This window comes from Roseivirga sp. 4D4 (assembly GCF_001747095.1).
GTDB lineage: Bacteria > Bacteroidota > Bacteroidia > Cytophagales > Cyclobacteriaceae > Roseivirga.
Genome location: NZ_MDGP01000001.1, coordinates 831,878 through 849,253 on the forward strand (window position 1 = coordinate 831,878; position 17,376 = coordinate 849,253).

Here is a 17,376-nt window from a genome sequence, read left to right on the forward strand (position 1 = left end):
GTTTGACCGTGCTGAAATTAAAGTTCAATGAGAAAGGTGCGCTAGTCTTTTAGACCCAACGCACCGATCTAAAAGGTCAATTTATTCCTTGGACAACCCTAATCGGTCTGATCTCAACTTTCCAAGGGCCATCTTCAAAGCGAGGATCTTTCCTGATTAAATCAGCAACTTCTTCTAATGACTCACCAGCCAAGTGATAATAACCGCCTATCACTTCTTTAGTTTCATTGAAAGGAGCATCTTGAAGATTTCCTTGGGTTCCAGAGATGGTTATTCCTGATAACTCTAAAGGCTGAGCACCTTTCATCTTACCAGACTGCATTAAACCTTGAATATAAGCGCCTACTTTTTCCACATGTTGTTGTTGTTCTTCTGGAGACATCTCAGCCATGTGGTCTCCTTCGGTGTAAATGAATGCCATAAACTCTTTCATAATTTCTGTTTTTTAGTTTTCGACCTCATTACAATCTGAATTCGAAAATAGGGACATGTTCTTTAAACTTATTTTAATTCTTTTTCACATTCCTCAATCCGATGTTGAATCGTTTTGGTCTCAAAAGGGCTTTTACTAATAGATAGCGCCTTTTTGAGGTGCTTAATAGCTGGGCGAAAATCTTTCGTTCGAATGTAAAGGTCAGCCAACCCAGTATGAAAAGGAATATAGTTATGTGGGATCGAATCGCTCAATTGTTCAATCTCTTCTATTCCTTTTTCGGGCCCATATATTTCGGACAAGGCGATGGCTCGATTGAGTCTAACCAAAGGTGAGGCATCAACCGTCAGCAGTGTGTCGTACATCTGGAGAATGCCTTGCCAGTTAGTTTGAGTAAACTCCTTTGCAACACAGTGGTAGGCTGAAATTGTGGCTAGAATATGGTAAATACTGATCTCTTTTGAGCCCTGAATTTTATTGAGGTGGGCCAGACCTCGATTGATCAATTGTCGGTTCCAAAGCGATCGGTCTTGATCCTCTAAACGGATCATAAGGCCCTGGCTGTCTACTCTTGATTGAAAACGAGCTGCGTTCAAAAGCATAAGCGCGAGTAGGGCATGTGGTTTTGCAAAGTCTTCGAATAAAGAGTGATTGCAAATTAATTCTACTAGTCTAATGGTCTCCAGACAAATATCATAGTTGATTAACTGCTTTCCTTTGGAGGTACTGTAACCTTCGTTGAAGAGAAGGAATATCGTCCTAAGAACAGTCTCAAGTCGTTCATTTAGTCCATCGGCATTGGGCAGTTCAAAAGTAATCTGCTCTTTTCTCAGGGTACTTCTGGCTCGAACTAGTCGTTTGTTGATGGTTTCATTGTTGGTGAGAAAGGCGTTGGCAATCTCGCCAATACTTAAGCCACAAAGCGTCTTAAGGATCAGACAGATTTGAGCCTCTTGCGAAATTGAGGGGTCACAACAAGCGAACATCATCCTCAGTTGATCGTCAGCAATCTGTTCTTCGGAGAAATTTAGTCCTTCAATTAGAGATTCACTTTCGATGCTGCTACGATACCCATCTTCCAACTTAATTCTTTTAAGCGCATTGACCGATTTATTCTTGGCAACCTTATAGAGCCATGCCGAAGGATCTTCAGGAATTCCATTAAACTCCCACGTGCGGATCGCTTCTAGGAGCGTGTCTTGAACAATGTCTTCGGCAAGGTTAATCTGATTTAAGCCAAAGTAGGGGGTGATTACCGCAACTATTTTTGCATACTCGAGTCGAAAAAAGTGTTCGGCTAGTACCTTGCTCTTTTTATCACTCGGCTTTTGGCTCATTCAAGCAGTTTTCTGGTATGGGTTAGCCCGAATATTGGACCGATCAATAGTGTAAATAGAAGCCACCTGGTTCCTATAATATTTGATAAATACCCAAGTAATTGAATACTGGGAATTGTCAGCAAGAAACCAATACTAACCGCAATAGTCAAGGCTGTTCCTTTGAATTCAGGCGGTGCTGTGAGTGTATTGAGAGAAGAAAACTGCGCTGAATCTCCGATTACTGCAAATCCCCATACGAGAAATATGGCTAAAAATAGGGTTTCTGACAGTTCATAAAATAAGGGAGATGTAAGGCACAGGATGCCGGAGAGCATCAAGAAACCAAAGGCGACTTTTGCACTTCCATGTTTTGTGGACAGAACCCCACCTAACACGCAGCCGACTGAGCCTAAGGCAATGATTAGGAATGTCCAAAGGCTTATGGGGATATCAGCATTGTGCGTCTCATTATAGTAGAGCAATATCACAGGTATAAATGCCCATAGCGTATATAATTCCCACATATGACCGAAGTAGCCAAAGGCGGCAGATCTAAAGTCTCTTTTGCGAAATACATCGATCATTTTACCCGGCTCAAAACGTGCACCTGTAATTCTATGAGGCCCTTCCCCTACGAAGGCCATCATGGCAACACCCCCAAGTAGAGCTAAGATGGAGGTGCCTATAAGTACGAATTTCCAAGAGAGGGCTGTACCAAAATGATTCAGTAGGTAGGGGAATGCAGAGCCTAAAACAAGTGCTCCCACAAGGTAGCCTAGTGCCTTGCCTAGTTTTCCTCCGAACCAATCTGCGGATATTTTCATGCCCACGGGATATATGCCAGCTATGAATATTCCTGTCATGAACCTAAGTACCAATAGGTTTAAGTAAGTGTTAGGAAGAAACATCAGGAGTAAGTTGAAGGCTGCCCCTAGCAATGAGCAAATCAAAAATACTCGGCTCGGCTTGAATCGGTCGGCTATGGAAAAGAAAGCAAAGCCAAAAGTTCCGGTGATAAACCCGAGCATCACAGCCGATGTCACATTGGCCAGACTGCTCTCAGGCAAATCCCAGGAAACCTGAATTTGAGGTAAGATGGCATTGCCCGCAAACCAAAGTGATGTACCCGCAAATTGGGCAAAGACTATAACGGGCAATATGCGTTTTGGTACCTTATTCAATCCTCCAGGAGTCCAGCTCTTCTTAGTAGCGCTTTGACATCAGGCTCCTGTCCCCTGAATTTTTTGTAGAGTGTCATTGGATGGTCTGAACCTCCTTTGGACAAGATGTTGTCTTTGAAAAGATTGGCAATTTCCTTATTAAATATTCCCTTCTCTTTAAAGTATTCAAATGCATCAGCGTCAAGTACTTCTGCCCATTTGTAACTATAATATCCAGCCGAGTAGCCACCTTGAAAAATATGAGAAAATGCACAACTCATATTGGTATTCGGAATAGGTGGCAAAACGTCCGTCTGAGACATGATTGATCGTTCGAATTCTGCAACACTTTCTAATGCGGTGTTGTCTTGTCCATGCCAAGCCATGTCTAACATACCAAAGCTTAACTGGCGCATGGTTTGGTAGCCCTCCATGAAATTGGCACTGTCCTTAATCTTCTGAATTAGATTTTCCGGAATAGCTTCATCAGTCTGATAATGCTTTGCAAAGAGGTCGAGACATTCTTTCTCATAGCACCAGTTTTCCAAAATCTGTGATGGCAATTCTACAAAATCCCAGAATACACTCGTTCCACTCAAACTTTCATACTGACCATCCGCAAGCATACCATGCAGTGCATGTCCAAATTCATGGAAGAGGGTAGTAACCTCGTTGAAAGTCAGCAAGGAAGGTGTACTATTCGTTGGTTTCGTGAAGTTGCAAACAATGGAGACGAGAGGTCGATGATCGCCCTGGGCGTCTTTGTACTGACCAGCGTAGGAGGTCATCCACGCGCCAGCTCGTTTTCCGGCTCTTGGAAAGAAGTCGGCATAGAATACTGAGATGTGTTTACCATTAGAATCTTTTACTTCATAGGTCATTACGTCTGGATGGTACTTGTCGATTTGATCTGTAGCGACAAAGTGTAAATCGAAAAGTCGCTTAGCAGTCTCAAAAACGCCATCAATTACATTCTCCAATTTGAAGTAAGGCTTAAGCATTTCATCATCGATCGTATACTTTTCCTTTTTCAATTTTTCAGAGTAATAAGCGAAATCCCAACGTTGAAGTTCTTCTATACCATCTAATTGCTTTGCATAATCGGACACTTCTTGAACATCTCTTTCAGCTCCTCCTTTTCCGTAATTGCCTATTTCAGAAAGGAAAGACATTACCTTTTCAGGAGACTCTGCCATTCGTTCCTCCAATACAAAGTGAGCATGTGTTTTGTAACCTAACAAATTGGCCCTTTCATGTCTGAGTGAAGCGATTTTTTTAACAATCTCCTGATTGTCGAGATCATCTCCTTTGAAAGCTTTGGAACCCGCGGCTATGCTAAGTTCTTTTCTAAGCGATCTATTAGCAGCATAAGTAACGAAGGGCACATAACTTGGATAATCCAGTGTGAAGACCCATTTACCTTCATGCCCTTTCTCTTTGGCCGTTTCAATTGCCTGGTCGATGACGAATTGCGGAAGCCCTTCCAAATCGGCCTTGTCTTCAATGACCATTTGGTATTTATTGGTTTCAGCCAGTACATGCTCACCGAAAGTCAATGATAATTGTGCAAGTTCAACGTCAATTTTTCTTAGCTGATCTTTCTGGTCGCCATTTAATAGCGCACCGTTTCTTACAAAGCCTTTATACGTTTTTGCCAGGAGGGTCTGTTGTTCTGTATTGAGGACGGAATGGTCAACCGAATCGTGTACTGCCTTGACTTTATTAAAGAGGCCTTCATTCAAAAGAATGTCATTTGAAAACTCCGTCAATAGTGGAGAAACTTCTTTGGCGATTGCCTGAATTTCATCGTTGGTTTCCGCGCTGTTGAGGTTGAAGAATATAGAAGAGGCCCTGTCCAGTTGTTTGCCTGACTTTTCTAATGCCTCAATGGTATTATTGAAGTCAGGAATATCTTTTCGCACAACGATTTTATCTATTTCGGCTTTCGCGACCTCAATAAGTTGCTCGATGGCAGGTTTAAAATGTTCATTCTTTATTGCCGAAAAAGGTGGGGTATTGAAAGGTGTTTCGGATTTATCAACAAGTGGGTTATTCATAGACTAATTTATTCGATGCAATTATAAACAACATTGTAGCCAGTTGTTGTTCCAAGGCAGAAAGATATACCAAATAATTAGCCAGAAGGCTTTTAGGATAGAGCGTCTTCTTTAATTCGAAGTTTTTCTCACCCTATTTTTTTATTAAAAAGATGCTATTTCAGGAAGGGTATTTACTATTAAAAGGTTATTAACCAACAGAGAAGGGTTGTGCAGTTGTAAGGAGATTGGTTGATAATCTGGTAGTTATGCGGTTTTATGAGTACTTTAGTCTAACAATTCGTACGCAAACACTAGACCTGTCGTTTTGCAAATAGCTGTCCTGTAGGATCAGCCAAACTTCCTTTACTAGAATTCACCTAAATATTACTCAATTACTAGTGAGAATTGGTCTAGTATACATATTGATATTACTGTCTTTGCGAGTAACTGCACAGACAACCTTTACCAGCACTGGTGGTGGTGGGAATTGGGATGATGGAACTACCTGGGATCAGGGTGGTTCAACACCTGGCTCCTCAGATAATGTCGTGATAGCCACAGGTGATGTGGTAACGATGGCCAATACTGGCACAAGAAATATCACAAATCTTACACTTCAGGGTTCTGGTAACCTTAACTGGACTGCAAATCGAAGGTTAAATGTTAGTGGAGACCTCACCATGTCAGGCACTTCTAGCCTTACCGGCACCAACAATAATCATAGAATTGACGTTACAGGGAACTTTGATATTCCATCTGGTACCGCCACAATCGGTGGAGTCAGATTTACTGATTCAGGTACCACGACAATTGATGGTACCTTATCATTTACAAGCGCTACAGGAACTAAAACCTTTACCAATATTACCGTTAACTCAGGAGGAACTTGGGACAATGGTAATGTCACAGAGGTATTCAACATAGACGGAAGTATTGTTCATAATGGGGATACTTGGAATGGTTGTTCAAACACTACTGGTTGTCGCTATACCTTCCGAACCAATGGTTCAACCATAAGCGGTTCGGATACAGTTTATATTACTGATATCCGCGTTAATAATGGTGTTACGCTGACCAACAACGGCTTACTAGTGGTAACCGATAACATTGATGGTGCAGCGGCACCTATTACAGGAGTTTTTGTCAATGGTGCCACAGGAGTGTTAAATCTCAGAGACAATGGAGCTTATAGTGAATTGACTTTTACTTTAAACACAGTTGGCAATACTGTTATTTATGACGGTACAGGCAATGAGAATATCACGTTGGGCCCTTTCTATGACCTAGAAATAAATAAACCTAATTCCACTACTCGAGTGGATGTTAACGGTGCGAACGTAACGGTTAACAATAACCTAACCCTTACACGAGGAAGGATGAGGCTTCAGTCTGCAAATACCTTGGCTGTGACAGGAAACGTAACAATTACAGCGGACAGTGAATTGGAGCCCAATAATACCGGTGCTGTGGCTAACTTCAGTGGAGACATAATAATGACAGGAGGCCTCTACGATCATAATAATGGTGACGTCAACATTACAGATGATTTCTTGATCTCCGGAGGCACAGTAACCTTCACAGGAACCTCCACGCTCGATGCTGATCAGATTACGATAGAAAATGCAACAATGACTTTGTCAGGAGGTACGGTTACAGCAACCAATGCCAGTGCCGATGGAATTACCTTGAATACGGCTGGGGTTTTGATACATAATGCAGCAACCTTGAATGTTACGAATGACTTAAATATTGCTAATGCGACAGCAGAGTATTCTCCAAATAATGTGCTGGCTGTGGCAAATATTAGTGGCGATCTCTTAATGTCAGCTGGTCTTTACGATCACAATAATGGAGATGTTAATATTACTGGCGACATGACCTTTACCGGTGGGACTATGACTTTAAACGAGACCACCAGTCCTTCGACAGTAGACGCCACCGATATGACCGTCACCTCTGCGACCGTTACACTTCCCGAAGGCACTTTAACATTATCTAACCCAAGTGGAGGTTTAACTATTAACTCGGGCTCAATCGTTACCGTGACCACAACGAGCACATTAGAAGTAACCAATGATGTCACCATTAGTGGGGGAGAACTGACCTCCAACGCTACTGGAGCAACAACTAATGTTGGGGGTGACATAGCCATTAGCTCTGGAGAGTACGATCACAATAATGGAGATGTCAATGTGACTGGTGATATTACCATTTCTGGCACTGGCCTTATGAATATGGGTGGTGAAACCAGCACAGTCGATGCTACAGATTTAATCATTTCTGCAGGCACAGCAAATCTCGCAGATGGGACCCTTACGCTTTCAAATGTTGCTGGAGGGATGACTATTAGTGGAGGTATTGTCAATATCAATGGTGATCACCTTTTGGCAGTCACTAATGACATTGCTATTTCTGGCACTGGAGAATTTCAGCCAAATAATAGCGAGGCCGTTATCAATGTTGGTGCAGATCTTACCATGTCTAGTGGCACTTTCGATCATAATGATGGTGATTTAAATATCACAGGTGACATAATAATCACAGGAGGCACCATGACAATGAACGAGGCAACAACTCCAGTAAACCCCTCTACAATTGACGCTACAGATATGTCTATCGCTACTGGTTCAGTGACACTGTCAGAAGGAACATTGACCCTTTCAAATGCCAGTGGAGGATTAACCATTTCTAGTGGTTCACTCTTGAAGAATAATGCAGCGAATACCCTATCAATTGCAGGCGATTATGACATTAGTGGAGGGACAAATGATATCAATTCGGGTACACTCAGCTTTGTGAATATGGATATTACTGGGGGAGGCACGATCAATGTGGCCAGTCCTATAATAACCTCAACGGGAACAATAACTGTAGATAATGGAACTTATACCAATGATGGTAACGGAGGCACTTATTCGTATAATAACATCACTGTGAATGCAAATGGTACATGGAATACAACAGCGGCCTATGACCCAACCATTAATGGTAACCTTGAGAACAACGGAACCTTCACAGGCTGCAGCACAGCCACGGGTTGTGTTTATACCCTCACGAGTACTTCCGGAACCATCTCTGGTACTGGAGCTATGAATACTATGTCAGACTTCCTTTTGAATGACGGAGCCAGTTATACCAATACCAATACAGGTGGACTAGATATCACAGACAGGCTGGCGACCAGCTCGGGTACAGGCACTTTTGTGAATGGTCTGAATGGTGTAATGTCATATGGCGGAACAACTGGGAATTTTTCAATTACGAACTTCACGGCATCGGCTAACCCTAATACAGTAACCTACAATAGAACCACTAGCAATCAATTGATAGAGCCTACAACAGATGGCTTTTACCATAACCTCACCATCGATAAAGCAGATGGAGTAGATGCAACAACCAATGCTGTGTTCACTATCAATGGTGTGCTTACGCTAACCGCAGGTGACCTGATTATGGGGAACCAAAACCTAATTATGGCGGATGGTGCCATTATATCAGGAGGAGGTTCAACCAGCTATATACAAGATTCTGGAACCGGTGTGTTGAGACAACTTTATAGTGCAGCAGGAGCTACTTTAAGCTTTCCTATTGGTGATGTGGATGATTATTCACCCATTAACTCGTTCACGATCACTTCAGCAACCTTTGGAGCTAGTCCTTTCTTAGATTTCTCCATCACAGATGCAGATCATCCGAATAGAGATACAGATAACACTGGAGCGGGGGGTGACGATGATGGCACTGCTGCGGTGGCATACATTAGCAGGTATTGGACCGTATCTTCAAGTGATATTTCAAGCCCTAGGTTCGATGCGACTTACACTTATGTAGATGCAGATGTTACCGGCACGGAGGCTAATATGGTGGGGACCATATACCGAACCCCTCCAGGAGAAGCATTCTTAGATTGGCATGTGGGGGGAACAGTGAACCCGCTTTCAAATACGGTCTCAATATCAAATATAGATGCCTTTGGTGATCTATATGCTATGGATAATACCACGAATAGGTTACCAATAGTTTTAGTCAGTTTTGAAGTTCAGGCTACTGAATCCACTATTGACTTAGAGTGGGTAACGGCCTCAGAAGAGAACAATGATTTTTATACGATTGAACGATCCATCGATGGTCTGAATTTCACTCCAATTGAAATTATAGGTGGTGCTGGAAACTCAGAACAACTGATCACTTATCGAACAACTGATCATTCGCCATTGTCAGGTCGATCGTTTTATCGATTGAAGCAAACCGATTTTAACGGTCAGTTCGAGTATTCTGAGATTCGGTCGGTTTTCTTTCAGGGAAGTGAATCAGCTTTTGATTTTGTAGTATATCCTAATCCTGTGTCTAGCGGACAGGAGTTGAGATTGAAGTTTACCGAAAGAACTCCCACCGATTTCCTTCAGGTATTAATCTTTGATGCTTCTGGAAAGGCCAGGAGAACTAACTACGTACGGACTGGAAATGAACTGGTAATAGACAAGCAGAATATGCCAAAAGGGTTGTACTTAATACACGTGTCTGACGGTAATAAAAAGGTAAGTAAGAAGCTAATTGTTAATTAATTAGCAAAGTCTGAATTACAGGTCGCAATAGACTTTACACCATCCAAATAGGCTTGATTACCTGAAGTATTGATTCCGATATTAACAGCTCCTAAGATTTCATTTTCAAGTGGCCCTGAATCTTCAAAGTGGATTTTGATACTTCCATCAAAGTTGAGGAAGTTGGTATAGTTAAGCGTAGTATTGTCATCAAGTGCATCTAGTAGAGTAACACTTCTTCCAATACCGTTCTCTTCTGTAAGCCTTTCAAGTAGCAAAACAACATCTCCATCGTCATCTAAGCTACCAAGGTGAAGGTGCACAGGATGATCAGCATTGTTTAAAACATTATTCAAGCTGATCTCTAACTGAGCTTGGCCATTACTTCGTTCTCTTATGAGAATTGTTCCTGTGGTTGTGTTCCCTTGAACAGTACCAGGAATCATTTCCATTCTCACCTCATTGCCAGTAAATTCAGATGACGAGTCATCATCGTTACCACAAGAAAAAGTGATCATTAAGGTCAGAACTAGAGATAATGAAAGTGACAGCTTTTTCATTTGACTAAGTTTACAAATATGAAACGATAATTCTAACCATTTGGTGCACTTTAAACACCTAAAAAGATTTCAATGTTTCGAAATCAGATAAAGCCCAAAGTGGATTTGACCCTTTTCAGTACATCTTTGGCCACAACTCTGGCTTTTTCTTCTCCTTTCACCAGTTCTTTCTCCAGTAGGTCGGGGTTCTCCATATAGTAGTTATAGGTTTCCCTTTCCTTGGCAAACTTCTCTAAGATAAGCTCATATAGCGCCTGTTTTGCATGACCATAGCCATAGTTGCCTCCTAGGTAATTTTGTCTCATCTCTTCAACCTGGTTTTCATCGGCTAAAATCGAATAGAGAGAAAAGGTAATGTCATTATCAGGGTCTTTGGGTTCTTCCAAAGGTGTACTATCAGTAACAATCTTCATGATATTTTTCCTCAATGGCTTATCGGCCTGAAAAATATCTATCGTGTTGGCGTAGGTCTTACTCATTTTCTGACCGTCAATACCCGGAATAGTCATTACCTCTTTACCAATCTGGGCTTCAGGAATTACAAATGTCTCTTCACCATATTGGTTATTGAAGGCATTAGCAATATCTCGAGTGATCTCCAGGTGCTGCCTCTGATCTTTTCCAACAGGAACCACATTGGCATCATACATCAGAATATCGCAGGCCATTAAAACTGGGTAAGTAAACAATCCAGCATTCACATCAGACAGACGATCGGACTTGTCTTTGAAACTATGTGCATTCGCCAGCATAGGAAAAGGAGCAAAGCAGTTTAAATACCAATTCATTTCACAGACTTCAGGTATTCTTGATTGTCTGTAGAAGGTGTTTTGCTCTGTATTGAAGCCGCATGCTAACCAAGCAGCTGCCACGGCATTTGTGTTGTCAATCCGCGTTTGAGGGTCCTTTATGGTAATTAATGAATGAAGGTCCGCTATGAAAAAGAAAGATTCATTTTGAGGATCGTTCGATAAATCGATAGCCGGCTTCATGGCACCAAGGATATTACCTAGGTGTGGTTTTCCTGAACTCTGTATGCCGGTTAGTATTCTTGCCATTGGTATAATTTTGGGCAAATTAAATAATAATGACATGCTCAATTCAACAATTCAACGTTTAATTTTATCAGTTAGATGAGGAGCATGATGATCAAGTCAGGACGGGTAAGGTTAATTCAAATTTTGTTGGTGTCAATTCTACTTTTCTCCACGAAGGTAAGTTGGGCACAGGAACTTGAATTTGTTGATTTGGGTGTGGTAGAAGGTGAGTTTAATCGCTACAACCGAACACTGACTTGGACCAGTCAGGGAACAGACTCTCTAAGCATAAGGTTATGGAGTAACAGTGAAGATTTGAGTTTTGAACCTATCAAAAGACCCATAGCAGGAGGAGAAGAAGTTGAGATACCCATTAGCATTGCACTACCTGATAAAGCAGGTGATTATGAGTATGAGCTCAGGGTACTTGATGAGAATGATCTGGTTTTACATGGTTTTCAAATGAGCTTTAAGGTGCTTCAGAGTGAACTAGATGTGTTTAAAGCATACAGAAATGTTCATTTCCCTTTTCGAGCAAAAGAAGAGGTTTTCAACTTGAGGTCTGCAAAACGCGGAGATACCCTGACAGCAGTTTTCGATGTTTATAACCTGGGAGGAAGAGATATTAAAGCAAGAGAACTATTAGCCGGTGATTCGATCAAAGTGAGTTTTCCAACGAATGAGGTTGCGCATAATACCTTCTCTAAAATGAGAATTGAATTTATAACCAATGATCAAAGTGAATTAGGCTTTGAGAAGCGAGCCATCAAGGTATACGATCGACAAAGGTTGGTTACAGTGCTTCCTGTTCAATACACGCTTCTACCGAAACCTGCAGGTTCCGTAAACGGGCCAAAGCTATCGACAAGCTTGATTAATCATGACTTCAAAGTAGTAAAGGAAGGGCAGGCCAAGGAGGTGACAGTTGCGCTAGCGAATAACGGAGGAGCGGCATTAATGATCGAAAAGATAGAATCAAGTTGTGAATGTCTATCATTTAATGAAATTGATCAGATTGACCCTGGTACTTCACAATCGCTTAGGGTGAAATTCAATGCTGAAGGAAGAGATGGCCTGGAAAGAAAGACCATCGCAATTTTTTCGAACGATCCTCAGAAGCCTGTACTCGTCCTGACCTTTAGAGCACATGTCAAATAATGCGTAGAGAATTGAGATAAACATGACATAGATCATGCACTTCTAGTGACTAATCTTGCCCGAATTTGTTAACTTCGGATTCCCTGAAATAAGTCAAGAATGAGTGAGTTCCTAATTACAGATGAAGCCCTAGAAGACAAGTTTGATGTCTCTAAAAAGATAACGAACGAGGACTTCGTGAAAATTCAAACTGGAGAAGATCTCGAGAACGTATTGAAGCAAAAAGGTAGAGACTATACAAAAGCTCTCTTTAACCTAGATTACGAGCACCAACTGGAGCAACTGCAAATTGAACTTGTCAAATGGCAACGCTGGGTGGCTGATACTGGTCAACGCGTAGCAGTCATATTTGAAGGAAGAGATGCCGCTGGCAAAGGTGGAACGATCAAGCGCTTTGTTGAGCATATGAATCCACGTTCGTTGAGAGTTGTCGCCCTAAATAAGCCAACAGATTTAGAGCGAAGCCAGTGGTATTTCAGACGTTATATAAAGGAGTTGCCGAATGCCGGGGAGGTAGTCTTTTTCGATCGCAGTTGGTACAATCGAGCGGTTGTGGAGCCTGTTATGGGTTTTTGCGATGAAGATCAATATCAACAATTCATGCGTCAGGTACCAGAATTTGAGCATATGCTTTTTGAGGATGGTGTACATGTCATCAAGTTGTGGTTTTCCATTAATAAGGAAGAGCAAAACAAGAGGTTCGACAGTCGAAGAAAAAATCCTTTGAAGCAATGGAAATTGAGTCCAGTAGACGAAAAGGGGCAAGAAATGTGGGAGCGTTACACCTACTATAAGGAACAGATGTTTGCTCGCACCCACACCAATTTTAGTCCGTGGACCATTCTAAAAACTAATAACAAAAAGATCGCACGCTTGGAGGCGATCCGGCATGTTTTGTCAAAGTTTGAATATGAAGGAAAGGCTAATGCAAATACTGTGGTCTTGCCAGACCCTAATGTGGTCATGAGGTTTCACCGTTCAATTTATCATCTACTGTAATGGAAAATCAGCCAAACTATTCGATAAAAGATCTGAAGTTGCTTAACTCCAATTTGGGCATTAAGCTGTTGCTTCAGCAAGGTGATCAGCTTAACCCAGATAAAGTCTTGCGTACTGTAAGAGCAGAAAAGACATTGGAAGATCTTCAAGTTGAATTGATCAAACTTCAGCAATGGGTGATCAAGAATAATAAACGAGTTTGCTTGTTATTCGAAGGGAGAGATGCCGCTGGTAAGGGTGGTGCCATTCGAAGGGCAACCCACCATTTGAACCCGAGGAATTATAAGGTAGTGGCTTTACCAAAGCCAACTGATCAAGAAAGAGGTCAATGGTATTTCCAGAGGTATATTAACAAGTTACCCAACCCGGGAGAGATTGTCTTCTTTGATAGAAGTTGGTACAATCGTGGTGTTGTTGAGCCGGTCAACGGTTTCTGTACAGAGGAGGAGTATGAGCGCTTTATGGCTGAGGTGAACAACTTTGAGCAGATGATTACAAATGATGGGATCATTCTGATCAAGTTCTATTTCTCCATCACGAAAGAGGAACAAGCCAAACGCTTTGAAGACATCAAGAACAATCCGTTGAAGCGTTGGAAAATGTCGCCTGTAGATGATCGTGCACAAGAACTATGGGATGTTTATACCGAGTACAAGGAGCGCATGTTTGAGCATACCAATACTGAAAACAGCCCTTGGGTTATACTAAAAGCTAACCGGAAGACTGTAGCACGCGTCAATGTTATCAAGTACTTGTTGGAGAACATTCCTTATCAAGAAAAGCAGGAAGAGGTTGAGGCTTAATTCTCGAACGCTAAGGTCTTCAACATCCGTTGAAATTCACTATGTAGATCAGCGCTTATCTCAAGCCCTTTTTCAGTAACAGGATGCTTGAATTGAAGTGACTTGGCATGTAAAAGCATGGTGCCCATCTGCCACTTTTCGAGAAAGAGTTTATTCTGTTTGTTGCATCCGTGAGGTCTGTCTCCGATGATAGGATGTAATATATGGGCAAAGTGCTTTCTCAACTGATGCATTCTGCCCGTTACGGGTTTGGCTTCTACCAGTGAGTACCTCGAAGTTTGATGCTTTCCAAATGGCACATCAATTTCTGTTCTCTGGAGTGTTTTGTAATGTGTAACTGCTTCCTGAGATTTTCGCTTGTCATTAGTTAGCACATAATCGATTGTTCCTTCATCGTCTGTGTAACCCCTCAGTATGGCCCAATACGTTTTCTGGACAGTATGCTCTGCGAACTGAGTCTGTAGATGGGGTAGTATCTGCTTATCTAAAGCAAACAAAAGGACTCCAGAAGTTTTTCTATCAAGCCGATGAGCCGGATAGACATGTTTGTCTATCTGGTTTCTTAGTTCTTGAACCGCGAATGTATCTGTATTGGTGGCAATAGGAGAGCGGTGCACTAAAAGACCATGAGGCTTATTGATAGCGACAAGATATTCGTCTTGATAGAGAATTTCGAGGGTTGACACTAGTCTTCGATAACTTCTTTCACGCGACCGACTTGACCGTCTTCCAGGCGTACTTTGATACCGTGTGTATGTTTGGGAGCACTGGTGAGAATGTCCTTGACAAATCCATGTGTAAGTGTACCATTTCGCTGATCTTTCTTCAATACAATATTGACCTCACTACCGATTTTAATGTTTGCCCTGAGCTGTCCGTCCATGCAGTAAATTTAGTCAGAAAACCTTTTCTTAAGCCAAATTTGGATCAATCCATTTTTGGCGTTTTTTCCATAGTACTGGATTGGAGCCTTATTTGAGTAAGACATATTGAAGATCTCTTTAGCCCTTAGGTTAGCTAGTACTTTTCCTGCCTCATTATGAGGAATGTCAACTCCGTTGAGGAATAGTACTGGTTGCTTCAATTCTAGATTAATATGATTCGTTTTAATGGTTGGTTCAGGGATTCGCTCCCGAAACTCCATTAGATATTTGCGAATGGATTTCTTCTTGAGTTGCCAGTTATTACTAATGATTGATATAAATACCCCAGGGCGGGGGTTAAAGACTTTGGCAATCTCTTTCCTATCTAAATAGTCAATTGAAATTTTATCTTGTGAAAGATCATATTCTGATAATTCTGTTTCAAGCACCTCTTTTTCTATGAGTACTCCATTTACTATATAGATATCATATTGCTCGTCAGGTACGAAAGTAGTGTCTATCGACTTTATCCAATTGTTTACGTACTCAACAGTGAGCTTTTGAGCATTTACTCCTTTGGTCAAAAAGGAAATTAGGGTGACTAGAAGAATCCGTTTTATGGTAATCATCCTTGTTATAAACAATACTTAAGGTTGTTGACCCTATGGAGAAAGGAAAATGGTCCGTCACCCTGCCCCGAAGCTTCGGGGGTGTTTCAGGGTCTACTGGTTTGTCTACAGATTCTTCACTTCACTAATCAATTTTTCGAGAGAGTCCTTAGCATCACCGAAGAGCATTCGGTTTTTGTCATGGAAGAAAAGTTCGTTTTCAATGCCCGCGTAGCCTTTGCCCATCGATCTTTTCATTACAATGATGTTCTTGGCCTTGATCACATCAATGATCGGCATACCGTAAATAGGGCTTGAAGGATCGTTTTCTGCCGCAGGATTTACCACATCATTGGCTCCAATTACGAGGACAACATCTGTGTTGGCCATATCATCATTGGCATCTTCCATTTCGAGAAGTTTAGGGTAGGGTACATCCGCTTCGGCCAATAAAACATTCATATGGCCGGGCATTCTTCCTGCCACGGGATGAATGGCATAGTTCATTTCAACACCCTTGTCATCCAAAAGCTTCTCCAGGTTATGCACTGTATGTTGAGCCTGAGCCACGGCCAAACCATAGCCAGGTACCACAGAAACTTTGTTGGCATAAGCCAGTAGAATTGCAGCATCGGTTACGGAAATCTCTTTGACGGTACCTTGTTCACCTCCCTGACCAGCCGCAGCTCCACCACCACCGAATGATCCAATGATAACATTGGTCAATGATCGGTTCATGGCGGTACACATCAATACAGTAAGAATAGTACCCGCGGAACCCACAAGGATACCTCCGGTCAGCATGGCCTGGTTTCCATAAAGGAAGCCCCCAAAAGCAGCAGCCATTCCCGTAAAACTATTGAGTAAGGAAATTACTACAGGCATATCTGCACCACCAATCGGCATTACAAAGAGAACGCCATATAGCAACGAAAGCCCGAGAAGGATGTAAAGGTAAGTCTCGTTCGGCACATCAGCTATTACCATAATGGTACCAAGGCCTAGAATGGCAATCAGCAATACAATGTTCAATATTTGGCCGGCAGGCAGGGCCTTATCACCAATTTTCCCCTCAAGTTTGCCATAGGCCACTATACTTCCAGCAAAGGATACACTTCCGATGATTAAACCGAGAATGATCACGATCATCATTCCCGTATCGACACTACCAGCGTGTAGGGAGTGATCGAATTCCACCAAAGAAATGACAGCGGCACAGGCCCCACCCATACCATTGAAGAATGAGACCATCTGTGGCATAGCGGTCATTTTGACCTTGAGCGCCATGCGTGTTCCGATCACGGTACCGACAACTAATCCAGCTAGTATTAAGGCGTAGTTCAACCACTTATCAGCAGTCAATTCTTCTTTGAAAAGAATGGTAGCCAAAATGGCGATGCCCATACCATAGGCTGCAATGAGATTTCCTTTTCTCGCTTTATCAGGGCTGCTGAGCATTTTCAGTCCCATGATAAAAGTAATCGATGCTGCAATATAGCAAAGCTCGAGAATGCTGAGTCCTAGTAATTCCGTCATGCTACTTATCCTTTTTCTTAAACATCTCTAACATGCGATTTGTGACGACAAATCCGCCTACTACATTGAGCGTACCGAGTACCACCGCAAAGAAGCCTAGTATCAATGCGAAATAGTTATCTGGTGAAGCCTCTAACATGATGATGATAGAACCAATGATGACGACACCATGGATGGCATTGGCGCCTGACATGAGTGGGGTATGCAAAACAGCGGGTACATTGGAAATGACTTCGATCCCTAGAAAAATGGATACGATAATTAGAAAAATGAACTCCCTGTTTTCGTAAAACAGTGATAGCAGGTCTTGCATATGG

General features: G+C 42.0%; 15 protein-coding genes. 4 read left to right on the forward strand and 11 right to left on the reverse strand.

What is annotated here, in order from left to right; genetic code table 11:
• Positions 1-76: 76 nt before the first annotated feature.
• From BFP97_RS03610 to BFP97_RS03625, 4 genes are all read right to left on the reverse strand, one after another.
• Complete coding sequence (locus tag BFP97_RS03610; RefSeq protein WP_069841101.1) at positions 77-433, reverse strand: YciI family protein; 357 nt, start codon at positions 431-433, stop codon at positions 77-79.
• A gap of 68 nt (positions 434-501) precedes the next feature.
• Positions 502-1,770, reverse strand: a complete 1,269-nt coding sequence (locus BFP97_RS03615; protein WP_069841102.1) for an RNA polymerase sigma factor — start codon at positions 1,768-1,770, stop codon at positions 502-504.
• A complete protein-coding gene (locus BFP97_RS03620; RefSeq protein WP_069841103.1) occupies positions 1,767-2,933 on the reverse strand; it encodes an MFS transporter in 1,167 nt (388 codons plus the stop codon). The genes BFP97_RS03615 and BFP97_RS03620 overlap by 4 nt, the downstream gene beginning before the upstream one ends.
• Entirely contained in the window at positions 2,930-4,969 is a 2,040-nt protein-coding gene (locus BFP97_RS03625) for a M3 family metallopeptidase (RefSeq protein WP_069841104.1), read from the reverse strand. The genes BFP97_RS03620 and BFP97_RS03625 overlap by 4 nt, the downstream gene beginning before the upstream one ends.
• A gap of 419 nt (positions 4,970-5,388) precedes the next feature.
• Between BFP97_RS03625 and BFP97_RS03630 the strand changes: the two genes are divergently transcribed.
• Entirely contained in the window at positions 5,389-9,516 is a 4,128-nt protein-coding gene (locus BFP97_RS03630; RefSeq protein WP_069841105.1) for a T9SS type A sorting domain-containing protein, read from the forward strand.
• Here BFP97_RS03630 and BFP97_RS03635 read toward each other — a convergent pair.
• Together BFP97_RS03635 and trpS are read right to left on the reverse strand one after the other, a co-directional pair.
• Entirely contained in the window at positions 9,513-10,055 is a 543-nt protein-coding gene (locus BFP97_RS03635) for a hypothetical protein (RefSeq protein WP_069841106.1), read from the reverse strand. The genes BFP97_RS03630 and BFP97_RS03635 overlap by 4 nt on opposite strands.
• Positions 10,056-10,138: 83 nt before the next feature.
• The gene (trpS, locus tag BFP97_RS03640; RefSeq protein ID WP_069841107.1) at positions 10,139-11,113 is read right to left on the reverse strand and encodes a tryptophan--tRNA ligase; all 975 of its coding nucleotides are present in this window, start codon (positions 11,111-11,113) and stop codon (positions 10,139-10,141) included.
• Positions 11,114-11,242: 129 nt separating this feature from the next.
• Between trpS and BFP97_RS03645 the strand changes: the two genes are divergently transcribed.
• The 3 genes from BFP97_RS03645 to ppk2 (BFP97_RS03655) all read left to right on the forward strand — a co-directional run bounded on the left by BFP97_RS03645 (position 11,243) and on the right by ppk2 (BFP97_RS03655) (position 14,052).
• Positions 11,243-12,250, forward strand: a complete 1,008-nt coding sequence (locus BFP97_RS03645; protein WP_170827394.1) for a DUF1573 domain-containing protein — start codon at positions 11,243-11,245, stop codon at positions 12,248-12,250.
• A 99-nt stretch (positions 12,251-12,349) separates the two neighbouring features.
• Positions 12,350-13,249 carry a polyphosphate kinase 2 gene (gene ppk2 / locus BFP97_RS03650; protein WP_069841109.1) on the forward strand — a complete coding sequence of 300 codons (900 nt, stop codon included), beginning with the start codon at positions 12,350-12,352 and terminating at the stop codon, positions 13,247-13,249.
• Positions 13,249-14,052, forward strand: a complete 804-nt coding sequence (ppk2, locus tag BFP97_RS03655) for a polyphosphate kinase 2 (RefSeq protein WP_069841110.1) — start codon at positions 13,249-13,251, stop codon at positions 14,050-14,052. The genes ppk2 (BFP97_RS03650) and ppk2 (BFP97_RS03655) overlap by 1 nt, the downstream gene beginning before the upstream one ends.
• Here ppk2 (BFP97_RS03655) and BFP97_RS03660 read toward each other — a convergent pair.
• The 5 genes from BFP97_RS03660 to BFP97_RS03680 form a co-directional block, all read right to left on the reverse strand.
• Positions 14,049-14,738 carry a pseudouridine synthase gene (locus tag BFP97_RS03660; protein WP_069841111.1) on the reverse strand — a complete coding sequence of 230 codons (690 nt, stop codon included), beginning with the start codon at positions 14,736-14,738 and terminating at the stop codon, positions 14,049-14,051. The two genes, ppk2 (BFP97_RS03655) and BFP97_RS03660, sit on opposite strands and share 4 nt — an antisense overlap.
• Positions 14,738-14,935: a YwbE family protein gene (locus BFP97_RS03665; protein WP_069841112.1), complete on the reverse strand. Its 198-nt coding sequence runs from the start codon at positions 14,933-14,935 to the stop codon at positions 14,738-14,740. Before BFP97_RS03665 ends, BFP97_RS03660 begins: the two co-directional genes overlap by 1 nt.
• A 9-nt stretch (positions 14,936-14,944) precedes the next feature.
• Positions 14,945-15,544, reverse strand: a complete 600-nt coding sequence (locus tag BFP97_RS03670) for a hypothetical protein (protein WP_069841113.1) — start codon at positions 15,542-15,544, stop codon at positions 14,945-14,947.
• Positions 15,545-15,649: 105 nt separating this feature from the next.
• Complete coding sequence (locus BFP97_RS03675; RefSeq protein WP_069841114.1) at positions 15,650-17,059, reverse strand: NAD(P)(+) transhydrogenase (Re/Si-specific) subunit beta; 1,410 nt, start codon at positions 17,057-17,059, stop codon at positions 15,650-15,652.
• 1 nt (position 17,060) lies between these two features.
• Positions 17,061-17,372: an NAD(P) transhydrogenase subunit alpha gene (locus BFP97_RS03680; protein ID WP_069841115.1), complete on the reverse strand. Its 312-nt coding sequence runs from the start codon at positions 17,370-17,372 to the stop codon at positions 17,061-17,063.
• Positions 17,373-17,376: the final 4 nt, after the last annotated feature.

Excerpts from the sequence above, each read along its gene's own strand:
- BFP97_RS03680 (WP_069841115.1), bottom strand. The coding sequence starts at position 17,372 with ATGCAAGACCTGCTATCACTGTTTTACGAAAACAGGGAGTTCATTTTT.
- BFP97_RS03625 (WP_069841104.1), bottom strand. The coding sequence starts at position 4,969 with ATGAATAACCCACTTGTTGATAAATCCGAAACACCTTTCAATACCCCA.
- ppk2 (WP_069841109.1), top strand. The coding sequence starts at position 12,350 with ATGAGTGAGTTCCTAATTACAGATGAAGCCCTAGAAGACAAGTTTGAT.
- BFP97_RS03670 (WP_069841113.1), bottom strand. The coding sequence starts at position 15,544 with ATGATTACCATAAAACGGATTCTTCTAGTCACCCTAATTTCCTTTTTG.
- BFP97_RS03615 (WP_069841102.1), bottom strand. The coding sequence starts at position 1,770 with ATGAGCCAAAAGCCGAGTGATAAAAAGAGCAAGGTACTAGCCGAACAC.
- BFP97_RS03665 (WP_069841112.1), bottom strand. The coding sequence starts at position 14,935 with ATGGACGGACAGCTCAGGGCAAACATTAAAATCGGTAGTGAGGTCAAT.
- BFP97_RS03675 (WP_069841114.1), bottom strand. The coding sequence starts at position 17,059 with ATGACGGAATTACTAGGACTCAGCATTCTCGAGCTTTGCTATATTGCA.
- trpS (WP_069841107.1), bottom strand. The coding sequence starts at position 11,113 with ATGGCAAGAATACTAACCGGCATACAGAGTTCAGGAAAACCACACCTA.
- BFP97_RS03610 (WP_069841101.1), bottom strand. The coding sequence starts at position 433 with ATGAAAGAGTTTATGGCATTCATTTACACCGAAGGAGACCACATGGCT.
- BFP97_RS03635 (WP_069841106.1), bottom strand. The coding sequence starts at position 10,055 with ATGAAAAAGCTGTCACTTTCATTATCTCTAGTTCTGACCTTAATGATC.
- ppk2 (WP_069841110.1), top strand. The coding sequence starts at position 13,249 with ATGGAAAATCAGCCAAACTATTCGATAAAAGATCTGAAGTTGCTTAAC.